Genomic DNA, 12,551 nt, shown 5'->3' with positions numbered 1-12,551 from the left:
GTCGCAAACTGCTCTGTCCTTTTATCTCTATGGAGTGGGCGTCGAACTGCGCAAGGAACATCCCAATTACAAGAAGGCGATCGAAAAGCGGCTGAGCGCCCACGTCGTTGGAACGAAGGTCGTTCCCACCAATTTTTTCGGGCAGGAAGAGCATCGGCACGTGTCGGCCGTCCTCTTTTCGAACGCGGGAACAACCGCCAAGTTCAATCGCATGGGTGTGCTCGCAGGGTTCGGCGACCCGAAGGTCGTGCTCCACAGGATTGGTGGCCTGTACGATTATGATCCGGACGCGGTCGATCCGATTCCTTTCAAAATCAATATCGAGGATCCGGATTATGTAGAGAAATGGTCGGATGAAATCGAGATCTACCACAATCCGCGGGCGTTAGAGCCACTCGATCACGACGTCTTTCCAAGTGTGACGCACTTCTTCGTTAAGGATGGCGAATTGCTTTGGCACGGTCCCGGCCGGCGCGTGCTCTTCTCATTTACAAGGACGAACCATTTCGGAGAGGAGGATGCCGTTTCTGAGCAGGCTTGACGTCGGCGCGGCCGGCTGAAACTCTCGCCTCATTTGCCCATAAGTTGGCGCAGGCGTGCCGATTTGCGGGCAAGATTCAGATTGACCGGCGCATTCGAAAAGTCTTCCGGCACCAGCGGCGGCCCCAGCTTCTCCTCCAGACAGCCCACGCAAAGAACATTCTTTCGCGAATTGTTTGCCCGCCTCCTGCCAGATCGCATCTTTCACATCATAGTATTCGCCGATCTTTTGCGTATCTTTTCCGCAGCAGGCGCAGTTCGTGTTTTCGGACTCGTATCACCTATCGGTGTCAAGATCCTCGGCGAGATCGGCGAGCAGGCCGAACGCTTGAAGGATGGCCTGTCCGTCCTGCGCCCCTCGAACGGCCTGCCATTCGCATCATCCGCAAAAAGAAGCGGCTCAAGATAATCCACGAGCGCATTCATATCAGTCGTCATTTTCGGCCCGAGAGCCACCCTCAGTCGCGCGACGCGGGCGATTCTTGGTCCGAGAGAACTCTCGGTCACATTGGCGTACTCGATCGCAATCGTCTCGAGGGTCTCCTCGCTGACCGGCAGGGTCTTCTCGCCGCTGGCGAACAATTGTTTAGCCTGTGCCTGCGTATCGGCCTCCGTCAGCCTTATCGTCTTGACGCGGCGGGTTTCGATGGCTTCCTGGATATATCGCGGCATTAAAGGCTCCGAGCATAAAAATCGGGATGACGGATTGTCCGCCCGGTCCGAGGCGTTGATGAATGTCTTGGTAGTATGAAACCGCGCTCTGAGGTCCGAAAGGCTCCGATGCCGTTCCGGTGATCAATTCGAATGAGTCTTGTGATTTTCTGCCCGCTTGGCGAGGGTCTTGTGGATCGCGTCCCGAGTTTCGATCGTCAACAGCACATATTCAACGATCGAGGCTTTATCCAATGCGAAGTCATAGGAGTGCATCGCGCTCTTGTAGGTCGAATAGAGCGACTCGATGACTTCCACCATCTCTGCCGAGATGGCGCCGACCTGTCGCAACTGTTCCGCGCTCTTGCGCGCACTGCGCAGGTCGAGCCAGACTTTGTGCTGATCGGCGAGTTCGACCATTGCTGCTTCCAGGCGCCGCCAGGAGAAGACAACCGCTTGGACTGGGTCGGTATCGATCAACGCCATCATCGTTGGATCAAGCACCGGCCGGCGGGCGCTTGCGGCTACGTCATCACATGGGCGCAGACTGCCGAGAACGAGTTGCGATTTCTAACTGTCTGAGGAATATCGGAAATTGACCTGCCATAATGCCTCAATACATCCGGTCGTCGGTTCAAATCCCTTCAAGGCGATGGGAGGCCCCGAAGGCGACCTCCCATCGGACGAAGTTTAACCAGACGAGCGTCGTCATTAGCCAACGGCGAAGTCGGTCGACACCGAGACGGTGCGCCATTCGGAGAGGATGGCAGCGTCTTGTGCATGCTTTTTCTCGATCGCGGCGACTGTGTCACTACCGAGCGGCAGGCGCACTGGCGGATTGGGGGCGTCAGTGAAGGCGATCAGAACCTCTGCCAGCTTTTGAGGATCGCCGGGTTGGTTATGGCTGAGACTTGTAGCTACGGTGCGCACCTTGCCGACAGTCTCTGCGTAATCGCCGATGATATCGCCGCTGACCGACAAGGAGGAGCTATCGAGGAAATCTGTGCGGAAATAGCCCGGCTCGATGACCGTGACGTGAATGCCAAGCGGTGCCAGTTCGTCATGCAGAGCTTCGCTCAGCCCTTCGACCGCGAATTTCGTCGAGGAGTAGACACCGAAGCCAGCGGCGCCGCGATAGCCGCCGATCGATGAGATATTCAGGATGCGGCCGGAACGCGCTCGGCGCATCGAGGGCAGGACCGCGCGGGTTACGTTGAGGAGGCCGAAGACATTGGTGCGATAGACAGCCTCTATTTCGGATGCCGTCGCCTCCTCGACAGCCCCCATCAGTCCAAAGCCGGCATTGTTGAGCAGGATATCGATCTGGCCGAAGCGATCGATCGCGGCTTTCACCGCTGTGGTCGCCTGGCTGTCGTCGGTCACGTCGAGGGCGACCGGAAGCAGGTTGGGGTGTTCGCCGAACCGCTCGGTGATCGCCTTTGGATTGCGGGCGGTGGCGACGACGGCGTCGCCCTGTGCAAGAGCACGCGTAGTGATGAGGGCGCCAAAGCCGCGCGAGGCGCCGGTGATGAACCAGATTTTCATGAGGATATTCCTTGATTTTCGAGGAGATAAGGGAGGGGGCGTCTGACCACCGCGATACCGGGATGGCCAGCCGGGTGGGAAAAGCTCACGGCAGGACTTCTGCCAGCTCGATCAGGTTACCGAAGGGATCGCAGAAGAAGGCAAGGCGACGGTTGATCGCCAGCAGTTCGAACGGCTCAGTGACGATGGTGACGCCGCGTGCGCGCAGTTCCTCGACGGTGGCATCAACGCTTTCGACATTCAGGCAGAAATGGTGGTATCCGGCATATTTGAGACTGTCGCCAAGATCGGTATAGGGACGGACGTCTGTTGGCGACGGATCTCCGCCGCCAAGGATTTCCACATAGAAATGGTCGTCAGTGGCGGGTGCCAGATAGGCGAGTTGTTCGTCGGCATAGTCCCACTCGGCAACGACACGAAAGTCGAGCTTCTCGACATACCAGCGCCTGGCGGTTTCGAGGTCCGGCGTGCGGACGGCAACGTGATGACCGCGCATGTCAGCGAAGGGCGATGCAGCGTTGCGTGCGGGAGGAATGAAGTCGGCCATTGTCTTGTCTCCTGTGTGGTCCGGCACCAGCGCCGGTTTGCGAGGAGAAATCTGGACCTTTTCAACGATAAGAATTAGAGGGATAATCTTCCTGTCAATGATGAGTGAGATTTGACAATGCGCAGCACGGATCTCTCGGAACTGGCGGCCTTCGATGCGGTTGCCCGTCACCGCAACTTTCGCCGGGCTGGCGAGGAGCGCGGGGTGACGGCCTCGGCGATAAGCCATGCCGTTGGCAATCTTGAGGCGCGCGTCGGTATTCGCCTGCTCAACCGGACGACCCGCAGCGTGGCCCTGACCGATGCCGGCGCGATGCTCTTGTCGCAACTATCGCCGGCTTTCGGCGAGATCGGATCGGCGCTCGATGCTCTCAACCAGTTTCGTGACACGCCGTTCGGCAAGGTGCGCATCAACGCGCCCAATTCGGTGGCGCCGTTTGTGTTCCGGTCGGTCATTGGCCCGCTGATTGCAAAAAATCCCGGTCTCCAGCTGGAAATCGTGGCCACCGACCGGCTTGTCGACATTGTGGAGGAAGGGTTCGATGCTGGCATTCRACTTGGCGAAAGCCTGCGCGATGGCATGACCGCTGTGAAGATCAAGCCTCGGCTCCGGTTTGCCGTCGTCGGTTCCACGGCCTATTTCGAGCGTTATCCGCTCCCCAAAACCCCCGATGATCTGCATCAGCATGTCTGCATCCGCAATATCTATCCAAGCGGCAAGCCCTATGCCTGGGAGTTCAGTCGCGCCGGAAAGATCATCGAATTCGAGCCGACCGGGTCTCTGTCGCTCGATGACCATGAACTGATAGTCGAGGCAGCACTTTCGGGCGTCGGGCTAGCCTATGTCTGGGAAGAGCGCGCGCGTTCCTATGTCCAGAACGGCAGCCTGGTCGAATGCCTGGCATCCTGGAGTGCGCCCGAGGACTGGCTTTATCTCTATTACCCGACGCGGAAATACCTGTCGGCTGGCCTGCGCGCCGTCATCGAGGCGCTGCGCGTCTGAATGAAAGGGGCACCTGCGGTTCATCCCGCCAAGACCAAGGAACAGAATGAAACCCTTTCCGGACAATTGATTTCCGCACGCCGTTCCCGGACCCCTGGTGCCGCGAATGCGACAGGGCCACGACGTCGCAAAGGCCTGGAAATACGCACTTGGCGATTACGTTCTCGCAAAATCGCGGGCAGCTTGTATGAATGCACTGAAGGCGGCCGGCGGGTTCTTCCTACCAGGATAATACAACGCGAGCGGTGCCAGGGACGGGGTCCAATCCTCGAGAACGCGCACCAGTCGACCGGCCGCAATGTCATCGCGCACATCCGCCTCCATGACATATCCAATTCCAACGCCATTCTGAGCCGCTATCCTGACAAGACTTGGCTCGTCGAGCGTGATCGAGCCTTGGACATCAATCTGCACGGCGTTCCCGTCCTTCTCGAACCGCCAACGAAACAAGGCGTTGTTGGGTAGACGCGCACGGATGCAGCGAAATCGGTACAGGTCGGCTGGTACGGTTGGCCTGCCATGAGTGTTCAGGAAGTCCGGCGACGCGACGACGGCATTGCTGCGCTTCAGACCGAGCGGCACGGCGATCATGTCGTTCRGAACGAGATCAACCGTCCTCAGGCCCAGGTCGAAGCCGGCCGCGACGATGTCGACGAGTTTGCCCTCCGTGACCAGATCAACATGCACCTGGGGGTAACGCCGCATGAACGACAGGATGAGCGGTTCCATCACCTCCCGAGCCGCCGAAGCAAATGCGTTTATTCGCAATGTGCCGGTCGGAGTATCCTGAAGCGATTGAGCCGCGAGCATGGCATCGTGGATGTCGGTCATTGCCGGTCCAATGCGCTCGACAAAGGTCGTTCCCCCGTCGGTGAGCGAAACGCTGCGCGTTGTCCGGTTGAACAGGCGAATGCCCAGGCGCTGCTCAAGCTTCGCGATGGCATTGCTCAGTGCGGTCGTGGACATGCCGAGTTCTAGCGCTGCGGCCCGGAACGAGCCCAAGCGGGCAATGCTCAGAACGGCATCGAGGTCGGTAAGAACAGATCGCGCCATTGTCCCTCTTTTCGTAATTCCTCATCCTGCTTTGTCCCAGTTATCATGTCAATCATTCGGCATTAGTTTGACCCTGTCGGCCGGAAGAGGGTCGAGGTTACAGCCGGTAAAGGCTGGAAACAGGATTGGAGGACACAGATGACAATCAAGCTACCCAAGGGCATCGAAGCCTATTTCGATGCTGACCGAGATGGAGGGCCCGAAACAGTGGCGGCGGCGTTTACCGAAAACGGTATCGTCAAGGATAAGGGCAAAACCCATAGGGGCCGGGATGCCATTCGCGCGTGGATGGCCGACGAAAGCCAGCAGTACAGCTACACGGTCGAGCCCTTCCTGATCACCAGTGAAGACGGCAAAACCCTGGTGACGGCCCACGCCGTCGGTAACTTCCCCGGAAGCCCGATCGACCTGCGGTTCTTCTTCGTCCTCGCGGGCGACAAGCTCGCCGAACTGGAGATCACGGTATGACCCCGTTCCTCACATTGCAGGGCCGTCGCGCCCTGATCACCGGCGGCACTTCGGGCGCCGGCGCTGCAACTGTAGCGCTCTTCAAGGAGCTTGGCGCTCGTGTGGTGACCAGCGCTCGCACCAAGCCGACAGATTTCTCCGGCGCGGYATTCGTGGAAGCCGATCTGACCACCCCGACGGGGGTTCAAACCGTCGTTGACGCGGTGCATCGTGAACTCGGCGGCCTCGATATCCTTGTGAACGTGCTGGGCGGTTCTTTGGCACCTTCAGGCGGTTTTGCTGCGCTCACAGACGAGGAGTGGGACAAGGAGTTCAACCTCAACTTCTTCCCGGCGGTCAGGCTCGATCGTGCTCTGATCCCTGGCATGGTCGCTCAGGGAAGCGGTGTCGTCATCCACGTCACCTCGATCCAGCGAAACCTTCCGCTCCCGGAAGCGACGACCGGTTACGCATCGGCCAAGGGGGCGCTCAACACCTACAGCAAAAGCATCTCCAAGGAGGTTTCTCCGAAGGGTGTACGGGTGGTGCGGGTTTCTCCGGGCTGGATCGCAAGCCCGGGCTCCAATGGTCTGGCCCTGCGCATAGCTGAGCAAGCCGGTATCAGCTACGACGACGCGGTGCAGGTGATCATGAACTCGCTCGGTGGCATACCGCTCGGACGACCGGCCAAACCGGAAGAGGTCGCAGACCTGATCGCATTCCTTGCCTCGGATCGGGCATCGTCCATCACCGGCACGGAGCATGTGATTGACGGCGGGACTGTTCCCACCGCTTGAGCATTGAGGCCATCTACTGCCGTCCAGATCAGGCGGGTGCGTCCCACCCACCGATCTGGGAGTAGATCGCGTCACGCAGATGCCGCACGTCGCGGTTCAAGGCAGCGAGTTCAGCGGGTGTCTGGGTCGAGGCTGCAAGCAAGGTGTCGCTGAGGCAGCCTGCCCGGTGCTGCAACGCACGACCCTGGTCTGTCAGTGCGACCAGTACCTGTCGTTCGTTGTTCAGGTTGCGCGTCCGACGCAAGTGCCCAGCGGCTTCCAGGCGCTTCAAAAGCGGTGTGAGCGTGCTGGACTCGAGAGCAAGCCTATCGGCGATAGAGACTACGGTTTGTTCGTCTTGCGACCAAAGAACGTTCAGGACGAGATATTGCGGATAGGTCAGCCCAAGCTCATCGAGAACGGGCTTGTAAGCGCGCTGGATAGCGATCCCGGCAGTGTAGATCGCATAGCATAGCTGGTCGCGCAGGGGCGGGGGGGCGTTATGGCGTTGGGTCATTTTGAGCTCCTATCGACATCCATATAATCGAACTTATTACGAAAACCAATATCGCGATAAGAATCATGTTGACGTAACGATCGAGATGTGAAACTTAATAGATATCGCGATAACTATTATTGCGATTACCAGAGGAGAAAGCCATGACGCGCAAGTCCATCACCACCATTTCCGCAATCGCAGCTGCAGCCTCACTGTCGGTTGCACTACCGGCAGCGAATGCCGCCGACATCATTCCCAAAGATCAATCCGTAAGAAACGTCGTTCTGGTTCACGGCGCGTTTGCGGACGGTTCCGGCTGGAAAGGTGTTTACGACAATCTGACCAAACGCGGCTATCACGTCACCATCGTGCAGAACCCGTTGACGTCCCTTGCAGACGATGTCGCCGCCACCAAGCGTGCGCTCGAACGACAAGATGGTCCGGTCATTCTCGTTGGTCATTCCTGGGGAGGTACGGTCATCACCGAGGCTGGCGTCGATCCGAAGGTGACAGGCCTCGTCTACGTTTCCGCGCTCTCCCCTGATGCCGGCGAGACGACGGCTCAGCAATACGAAGGCTTTGCRCCTGCTTCGGAGTTCGTCATCGAGACCACAAAGGATGGTTTCGGCTATGTCAGCACGGAAAAATTCAAGGCCGGTTTTGCGCATGACGTAAGCGATGCCGAAGCCGCGTTCATGAGCGCTTCGCAGGTTCCGATCAACATGTCGGCGTTCGGCACGAAGCTCGAAAATGCCGCCTGGCGCACCAAGCCGAGCTGGGCCGTTATTGCCACCGAAGACAAGGCCTTCGACCAGGCGATGCTGATCCACATGGCTGAGCGCATCAAGGCCAAGATCACCAAGGTGTCGGCAAGCCACGCCCTGTTCATGACACAGCCGGCGGTCATCGCCGATACTATCGATCAGGCTGCCAAGGTCGCGTCGGCGAAAAAGCAATGACCGACTTTGCGTCATCGGGACGGTCGACACCCTCCCGATGACGCTGAAGCACATCTGTTAAACAGACTGCAAACCCGAGCGAGACGCCAGTAGGGCGTAGGATCCTTCCAGGATCCATGAGCATTTCCTCGTCTCTCGCGACCACGACTTCAGCAAATTTATCAGAATGAATTCACGGAGGATCTTACGTGAAACTGTATACCCATGACGAAAATGTACCGGCAAACACGTTTCACCCGCATGACGCGGTCGGTGATGTCTACGACTTCATCGTTTGCGGCGCCGGGTCCAGCGGCTCGGTTGTCGCGGCGCGGCTGGCTGAGGATGGAAACGCGACCGTTCTGCTGATTGAAGCGGGCGGAGGTGATGAATCCGAGACCGTATCCAACCCTGCGCAATGGCCACTCAATCTCGGATCGACCCGGGACTGGGGCTTTGTCGGACAGCCAGCGGCTGGCCTGGATGGCCGCCGACTCCCTCTCAGCATGGGCAAAGGGCTTGGCGGCGGTTCGAGCATCAACGTTATGGTATGGGCCAGAGGACACAAAGAAGACTGGAACCACTTTGCGGCCGAGGCCGGGGATGACGCCTGGGGCTATCAATCGATCCTTGGCTACTATCGTCGGATCGAAGATTGGCAAGGCGCTCCGGACCCTATTCGTCGCGGGGTAGGTGGGCCTGCATACGTGGCGCAGCCTCGGTCTCCCCAGCCAGTGGCGGAGGCCCTGTTGAGCGCGGCATCCGCCATAGGAATTCCCCTCTTTGATACCACGAACGGCGAGATGATGGAGGCCTCTGGCGGCGCATCGATCGCCGAACTACGTATCCGGGAAGGCAAGCGGGAAACCGTGTTTGCATCCTATGTTGATCCGCTGCTATCGCGCCCAAATTTGACGGTGATAACAGAGGCGCTGGTTACGCGTCTCATCTTCGATGGCAAGCGGGTGAGAGGAGTTGAAGCTCTGATCGATGGTCGGCGACGCCAGTTCATGGCGCATTGCGAAACGGTGCTGTCACTTGGGGCGATCAACACGCCGAAAGTCCTTATGCAGTCCGGTATCGGCCCGGAAGACGAACTGCATTCCCACGGCATTCCAGTCCTGCAACACTTGCCGGGCGTTGGCCGCAATCATCAGGATCATCTCGCCTTCGGMTGCACCTGGGCCTACCGAAAACCGGGAGCAATCGGCGGGAGCGGCTGCGAGGCAAACATCTATTGGAAAAGCGACGCACGTCTGTCCCAGCCTGACATCCTCCAGTGCCAGTTGGAGTTCGCTGTTCCGTCGCCGCTTGAGGCCGGTCTTGAAACACCGGAGCACGGGTGGACGATGTTCAATGGCCTCGCACAGCCAAAAAGCCGCGGCCGTTTGAGGCTTTCTGGCCCCGATGTAAACGACGCTATCCTGATCGAACCAAACTCACTCACTGAGCCAGAAGACATGGCCGCCGCGTTGGCCGCAGTCGAGTTGTGCCGCGAACTCGGAAACAGTGAGGCCTTCAGACCTTTGGTAACGGGCGAGACCGCTCCGGGGCCGCGCGACAAACAAGGCATGATCGACTTTATCCGCCGCTCGGCCGTCACCTACTGGCATCAATCCTGTACCGCCAAGATGGGATGCGACAGCATGTCGGTGGTAGACAACGAGCTTAAGGTCTACGGCATCGAGGGCCTTCGCATCGCGGACTCCTCGATCATGCCGCGGATCACCACCGGCAACACGATGGCGCCGTGCGTGGTTATAGGAGAGAGGGCCGCCGATTTGATCCGGGCGGTACATGGCCTGTCTGCTCAAAGCCAACCCGCCGCTTTGTCGGTCTAATTTCAGGAACGAGGAACTTGGCGCTTTGCTAAGCGGATCGCCGGGTTTCGCGTTATTGGACTGCAGCTACGGCTCGCAAACACTTCTCATTCGCTGCTTTTACTATCCATGATAAAGGACATTGTCATGGATATTCAGCGTGATGAGCACTTTAGAGATTTGCAGGCCGTAAGTTCGTATTCTTTCACGGCGCTAGGAATTTTTGAATGCAATGCTGTTTTCTCCACTCGTCAGGCGCAGCGACAGAGTCACTCTACTAACTTGCCTCGACAATCCGTCAGGCCTCCTGTGAAACATCCCGGTGCAACGACATGCGATCATGCAACTTCCAATTCGGCATCGACCGGGGCACGTTCCAGATGAACCGTGCCTTTCTGYTTCATCATTTGCCGCCATCTCCCCGGCGCGATACCTGTTCTTCGCTTGAACACTCGGCTCAGTGACAAGTCATTATCGTAGCCGACCAGGTTGGCGATGCGCAGCAGGCTTTCGTCCGTTCCGGTCAGCAGCATCTTGACGCGGTAGACGCGCCAGCCCGTGAGGTAATCCAGCGGCGCTTCACCAACCACCGATTTGAACAGGGCAGCAAAGCTCGAACGCGAAAGTCCGGCCTCCTGCGCCATATCTTCGACAGTCCAGCGCCGCGCTAGATCGGAGTGGACAGCGTGGATCGTGCGCGCCAGCCGTCGGTCGCCGAGGCCTGCAAGCCAGCAGCTTGTCGTGCCTGTATCGTTGCTGCACAGCGCACGCAGCGCCTGCACGAACAATGTGTTGACTAGGCGATCAACTACAAACCCTGAACCATGCTCACCGGCATTGGTCTCCATACCGATGAGATCAAGGGTCGCCCTGATCAAAGCGGCATGCGTTTGGTTAAGCGGGAAGTGAACCAGTACGGGTATGGAGCGAAACAGGGGCTCCGCCGCGACGGCATCGAAGGAAAAGCGAGCTGAGACGATCTCGGTTTGCGTACCGCTTCCGCCGTAAGCCACCGCGCCGTCCGTTTCCGACGTCACCAGTGTTTCACAGGCGATCACACGCTGATCAGGCACATCCGACAGATCGAAGGTGACCTGTGGCTGAACAATCATGCAGGTGCCTGGGGCTAGCCTGACAGGATCGGTTATCCCCTCCCACCGCAGAAAGCAGTCGCTTCCGGATATGACGACCAGTCGAGCGTGCTCGCCAGTGTGGAACCGAATGCCCCAAGGCGCGCCGAGATGCAGACGAGCGTAAAGGGATGTCTCGACCTGCATCTGGTGGATGATTTCATCGAACGGGTTCATGACAGCTCCGGATTGGACGATCGGATATAAATAGCAGACTGCGCGGCATTATTCATCCGAATTCTCAATGTTAGATTGGCGTCACAGTCAAGCATGGAGTTGAAGATGAAAGTTTACCGCCACATAAAGTCAGGCGACATGACCACTCTGAAGGTCCGCGAGGAAGCTCTTCCGGAGGTCGGTTCCGGTCAGGTTCTGGTTCGTGTCCAGGCCAGTTCGCTGAACTTCCGCGACATCATCATTGCCCAGGGCCACTATCCATTCGGCATCGTGGAGAACCACGTACCGCTGTCGGACGGCGCAGGTGTGATCGAAGCTGTCGGCGACGGCGTTCGGCGGTTCGCCGTTGGCGACCGCGTCATGAGCAGCTTCTTTCCAAACTGGTTCGGGGGCCGCATTCCCGCGCACCGCGAGCAATACCAGAAAGAGCATGATGGCTGGCTGACGGAGTATCTTCTGACCAGTGCGGAAGCTTTGACATCCGTCCCCGATCATCTCACTGTCGAGGAAGCATCCGCGCTACCTTGCGCCGCCCTGACCGGATGGTCGGCCGTGTCGGGTGTCGGGCCTGGCGACACGGTTCTGACGCTTGGGACGGGTGGTGTTTCTCTCTCCGCGATCCAGTTTGCAAAGGCATTGGGCGCGCGCGTCATCGCTACCACGTCGTCCAGCGACAAGTTCGAGAAGCTGACTGCTCTTGGTGCGGACGCGCTCATCAACTACCGCGAGACACGGGATTGGCACCAAACGGTTCGTGATTTGACGGGTGGCCTGGGGGCCGACCGTATCGTCGAGGTGGGCGGACCGGCAACCATTGCCCAGTCCGTTCGCTCGATCCGCGAAGGCGGCCAGGTCTCGATCGTCGGCGCGCTAGGCATGGAGGGCGAAGCGATCGATATCATGAAGCTGTTCTTCAGCCAGGCGACCTACAAGRTTATCAGTGTCGGCAATCGCAACGACCTGGAGGAGATGAATCGCGCTGTCGCCGCGCACCAGATCCGCCCGGTGATCGACAGCGTTTTTGCGTTCGAGGACGCCCATTCCGCTTATGAGCGCCTCGCCAGCCGAAACGTCTTCGGCAAGGTCGTTATTCGCAACTGACGGTGTCGCTAACTTTCAAGGAGATTTTGGTATGACCGCTTACGCAATCTTCATTCGGGAGCGCAGTCGGAACGCCGCTGAACTGCAGATTTATGCCGAACTAGTGACGCCACTGCTCGGGGAATCGGGAGCGACCGTGCTTGCCGCCTACGGCCCTCTGGATGCCCTCGAGGGCGCCGCTCCTGAAGGTGTCGTCATGGCCAGCTTCCCGACCATGGAAGCCGCCCGCGCCTTCTACGACAACCCCGTATACCAGGCGGCTGTGAAGCACAGGTTCTTGGGCGCAGACTATCGCTCCTTCATCATCGACGGGGTCAGCTAGGCC

The 12,551-nt window shown here is 58.7% G+C and carries 14 protein-coding genes and 1 pseudogene; 9 read left to right on the top strand and 6 right to left on the bottom strand.

Features of this window, described 5'->3' with window-relative positions; translation table 11 throughout:
- Positions 1-541: pseudogene (locus AC1D17_RS25395) on the top strand (hypothetical protein); the annotation flags it as partial.
- 81 nt (positions 542-622) lie between these two features.
- Entirely contained in the window at positions 623-949 is a 327-nt protein-coding gene (locus tag AC1D17_RS25390; RefSeq protein ID WP_477568058.1) for a hypothetical protein, read from the top strand.
- A 386-nt stretch (positions 950-1,335) separates the two neighbouring features.
- Here AC1D17_RS25390 and AC1D17_RS25385 read toward each other — a convergent pair whose 3' ends face one another.
- The 3 genes from AC1D17_RS25385 to AC1D17_RS25375 all read right to left on the bottom strand — a co-directional run bounded on the left by AC1D17_RS25385 (position 1,336) and on the right by AC1D17_RS25375 (position 3,283).
- Complete coding sequence (locus AC1D17_RS25385) at positions 1,336-1,680, bottom strand: hypothetical protein (protein WP_477568057.1); 345 nt, start codon at positions 1,678-1,680, stop codon at positions 1,336-1,338.
- Positions 1,681-1,902: 222 nt separating this feature from the next.
- A complete protein-coding gene (locus AC1D17_RS25380) occupies positions 1,903-2,736 on the bottom strand; it encodes an oxidoreductase (protein ID WP_112849385.1) in 834 nt (277 codons plus the stop codon).
- Positions 2,737-2,821: 85 nt separating this feature from the next.
- Entirely contained in the window at positions 2,822-3,283 is a 462-nt protein-coding gene (locus AC1D17_RS25375) for a VOC family protein (protein WP_477568056.1), read from the bottom strand.
- 117 nt (positions 3,284-3,400) lie between these two features.
- On the opposite strand from AC1D17_RS25375, the gene AC1D17_RS25370 reads away from it, so the two are divergent.
- Complete coding sequence (locus AC1D17_RS25370; RefSeq protein ID WP_477568055.1) at positions 3,401-4,285, top strand: LysR family transcriptional regulator; 885 nt, start codon at positions 3,401-3,403, stop codon at positions 4,283-4,285.
- Between the two features lie 156 nt (positions 4,286-4,441).
- Here the strand turns inward: AC1D17_RS25370 and AC1D17_RS25365 are convergent, their stop codons facing one another.
- The gene (locus AC1D17_RS25365) at positions 4,442-5,338 is read right to left on the bottom strand and encodes a LysR family transcriptional regulator (protein WP_477568054.1); all 897 of its coding nucleotides are present in this window, start codon (positions 5,336-5,338) and stop codon (positions 4,442-4,444) included.
- Between the two features lie 138 nt (positions 5,339-5,476).
- Here AC1D17_RS25365 and AC1D17_RS25360 point away from each other — a divergent pair, with 138 nt between their 5' ends.
- Complete coding sequence (locus AC1D17_RS25360) at positions 5,477-5,806, top strand: nuclear transport factor 2 family protein (protein WP_477568053.1); 330 nt, start codon at positions 5,477-5,479, stop codon at positions 5,804-5,806.
- Positions 5,803-6,582, top strand: coding sequence for an SDR family oxidoreductase (locus AC1D17_RS25355; protein WP_477568052.1), 780 nt, complete (start codon positions 5,803-5,805; stop codon positions 6,580-6,582). Before AC1D17_RS25360 ends, AC1D17_RS25355 begins: the two co-directional genes overlap by 4 nt.
- 28 nt (positions 6,583-6,610) lie before the next feature.
- Here the strand turns inward: AC1D17_RS25355 and AC1D17_RS25350 are convergent, their stop codons facing one another.
- On the bottom strand, positions 6,611-7,078 hold the full coding sequence (locus AC1D17_RS25350) for a MarR family winged helix-turn-helix transcriptional regulator (RefSeq protein WP_477568051.1): 468 nt from the start codon (positions 7,076-7,078) through the stop codon (positions 6,611-6,613).
- 143 nt (positions 7,079-7,221) lie between these two features.
- On the opposite strand from AC1D17_RS25350, the gene AC1D17_RS25345 reads away from it, so the two are divergent.
- Both AC1D17_RS25345 and AC1D17_RS25340 read left to right on the top strand, forming a co-directional pair.
- Entirely contained in the window at positions 7,222-8,019 is a 798-nt protein-coding gene (locus tag AC1D17_RS25345; protein ID WP_477568050.1) for an alpha/beta fold hydrolase, read from the top strand.
- Positions 8,020-8,207: 188 nt separating this feature from the next.
- Positions 8,208-9,839, top strand: a complete 1,632-nt coding sequence (locus AC1D17_RS25340; protein ID WP_477568049.1) for a GMC family oxidoreductase — start codon at positions 8,208-8,210, stop codon at positions 9,837-9,839.
- A gap of 317 nt (positions 9,840-10,156) precedes the next feature.
- Here AC1D17_RS25340 and AC1D17_RS25335 read toward each other — a convergent pair whose 3' ends face one another.
- Positions 10,157-11,125, bottom strand: coding sequence for an AraC family transcriptional regulator (locus AC1D17_RS25335; RefSeq protein ID WP_477568048.1), 969 nt, complete (start codon positions 11,123-11,125; stop codon positions 10,157-10,159).
- Between the two features lie 105 nt (positions 11,126-11,230).
- On the opposite strand from AC1D17_RS25335, the gene AC1D17_RS25330 reads away from it, so the two are divergent.
- Both AC1D17_RS25330 and AC1D17_RS25325 read left to right on the top strand, forming a co-directional pair.
- Positions 11,231-12,226, top strand: coding sequence for a zinc-dependent alcohol dehydrogenase family protein (locus tag AC1D17_RS25330; protein WP_477568047.1), 996 nt, complete (start codon positions 11,231-11,233; stop codon positions 12,224-12,226).
- A 31-nt stretch (positions 12,227-12,257) separates the two neighbouring features.
- Positions 12,258-12,548 (top strand): DUF1330 domain-containing protein, encoded by a 291-nt coding sequence (locus AC1D17_RS25325; RefSeq protein WP_477568046.1) that lies wholly within the window; start codon positions 12,258-12,260, stop codon positions 12,546-12,548.
- Positions 12,549-12,551 lie beyond the last annotated feature (3 nt).

The organism is Pararhizobium sp. P1_E7 (genome assembly GCF_056405855.1).
The sequence above is the reverse complement of the archived record's forward strand: the minus strand, read 5'-3'. Positions and strand labels throughout refer to the sequence as shown.

What these genes read in the sequence shown, in the direction of transcription:
- AC1D17_RS25385 (WP_477568057.1), bottom strand. Translation starts at nt 1,680, where the DNA reads ATGATGGCGTTGATCGATACCGACCCAGTCCAAGCGGTTGTCTTCTCC.
- AC1D17_RS25380 (WP_112849385.1), bottom strand. Translation starts at nt 2,736, where the DNA reads ATGAAAATCTGGTTCATCACCGGCGCCTCGCGCGGCTTTGGCGCCCTC.
- AC1D17_RS25375 (WP_477568056.1), bottom strand. Translation starts at nt 3,283, where the DNA reads ATGGCCGACTTCATTCCTCCCGCACGCAACGCTGCATCGCCCTTCGCT.
- AC1D17_RS25360 (WP_477568053.1), top strand. Translation starts at nt 5,477, where the DNA reads ATGACAATCAAGCTACCCAAGGGCATCGAAGCCTATTTCGATGCTGAC.
- AC1D17_RS25350 (WP_477568051.1), bottom strand. Translation starts at nt 7,078, where the DNA reads ATGACCCAACGCCATAACGCCCCCCCGCCCCTGCGCGACCAGCTATGC.
- AC1D17_RS25325 (WP_477568046.1), top strand. Translation starts at nt 12,258, where the DNA reads ATGACCGCTTACGCAATCTTCATTCGGGAGCGCAGTCGGAACGCCGCT.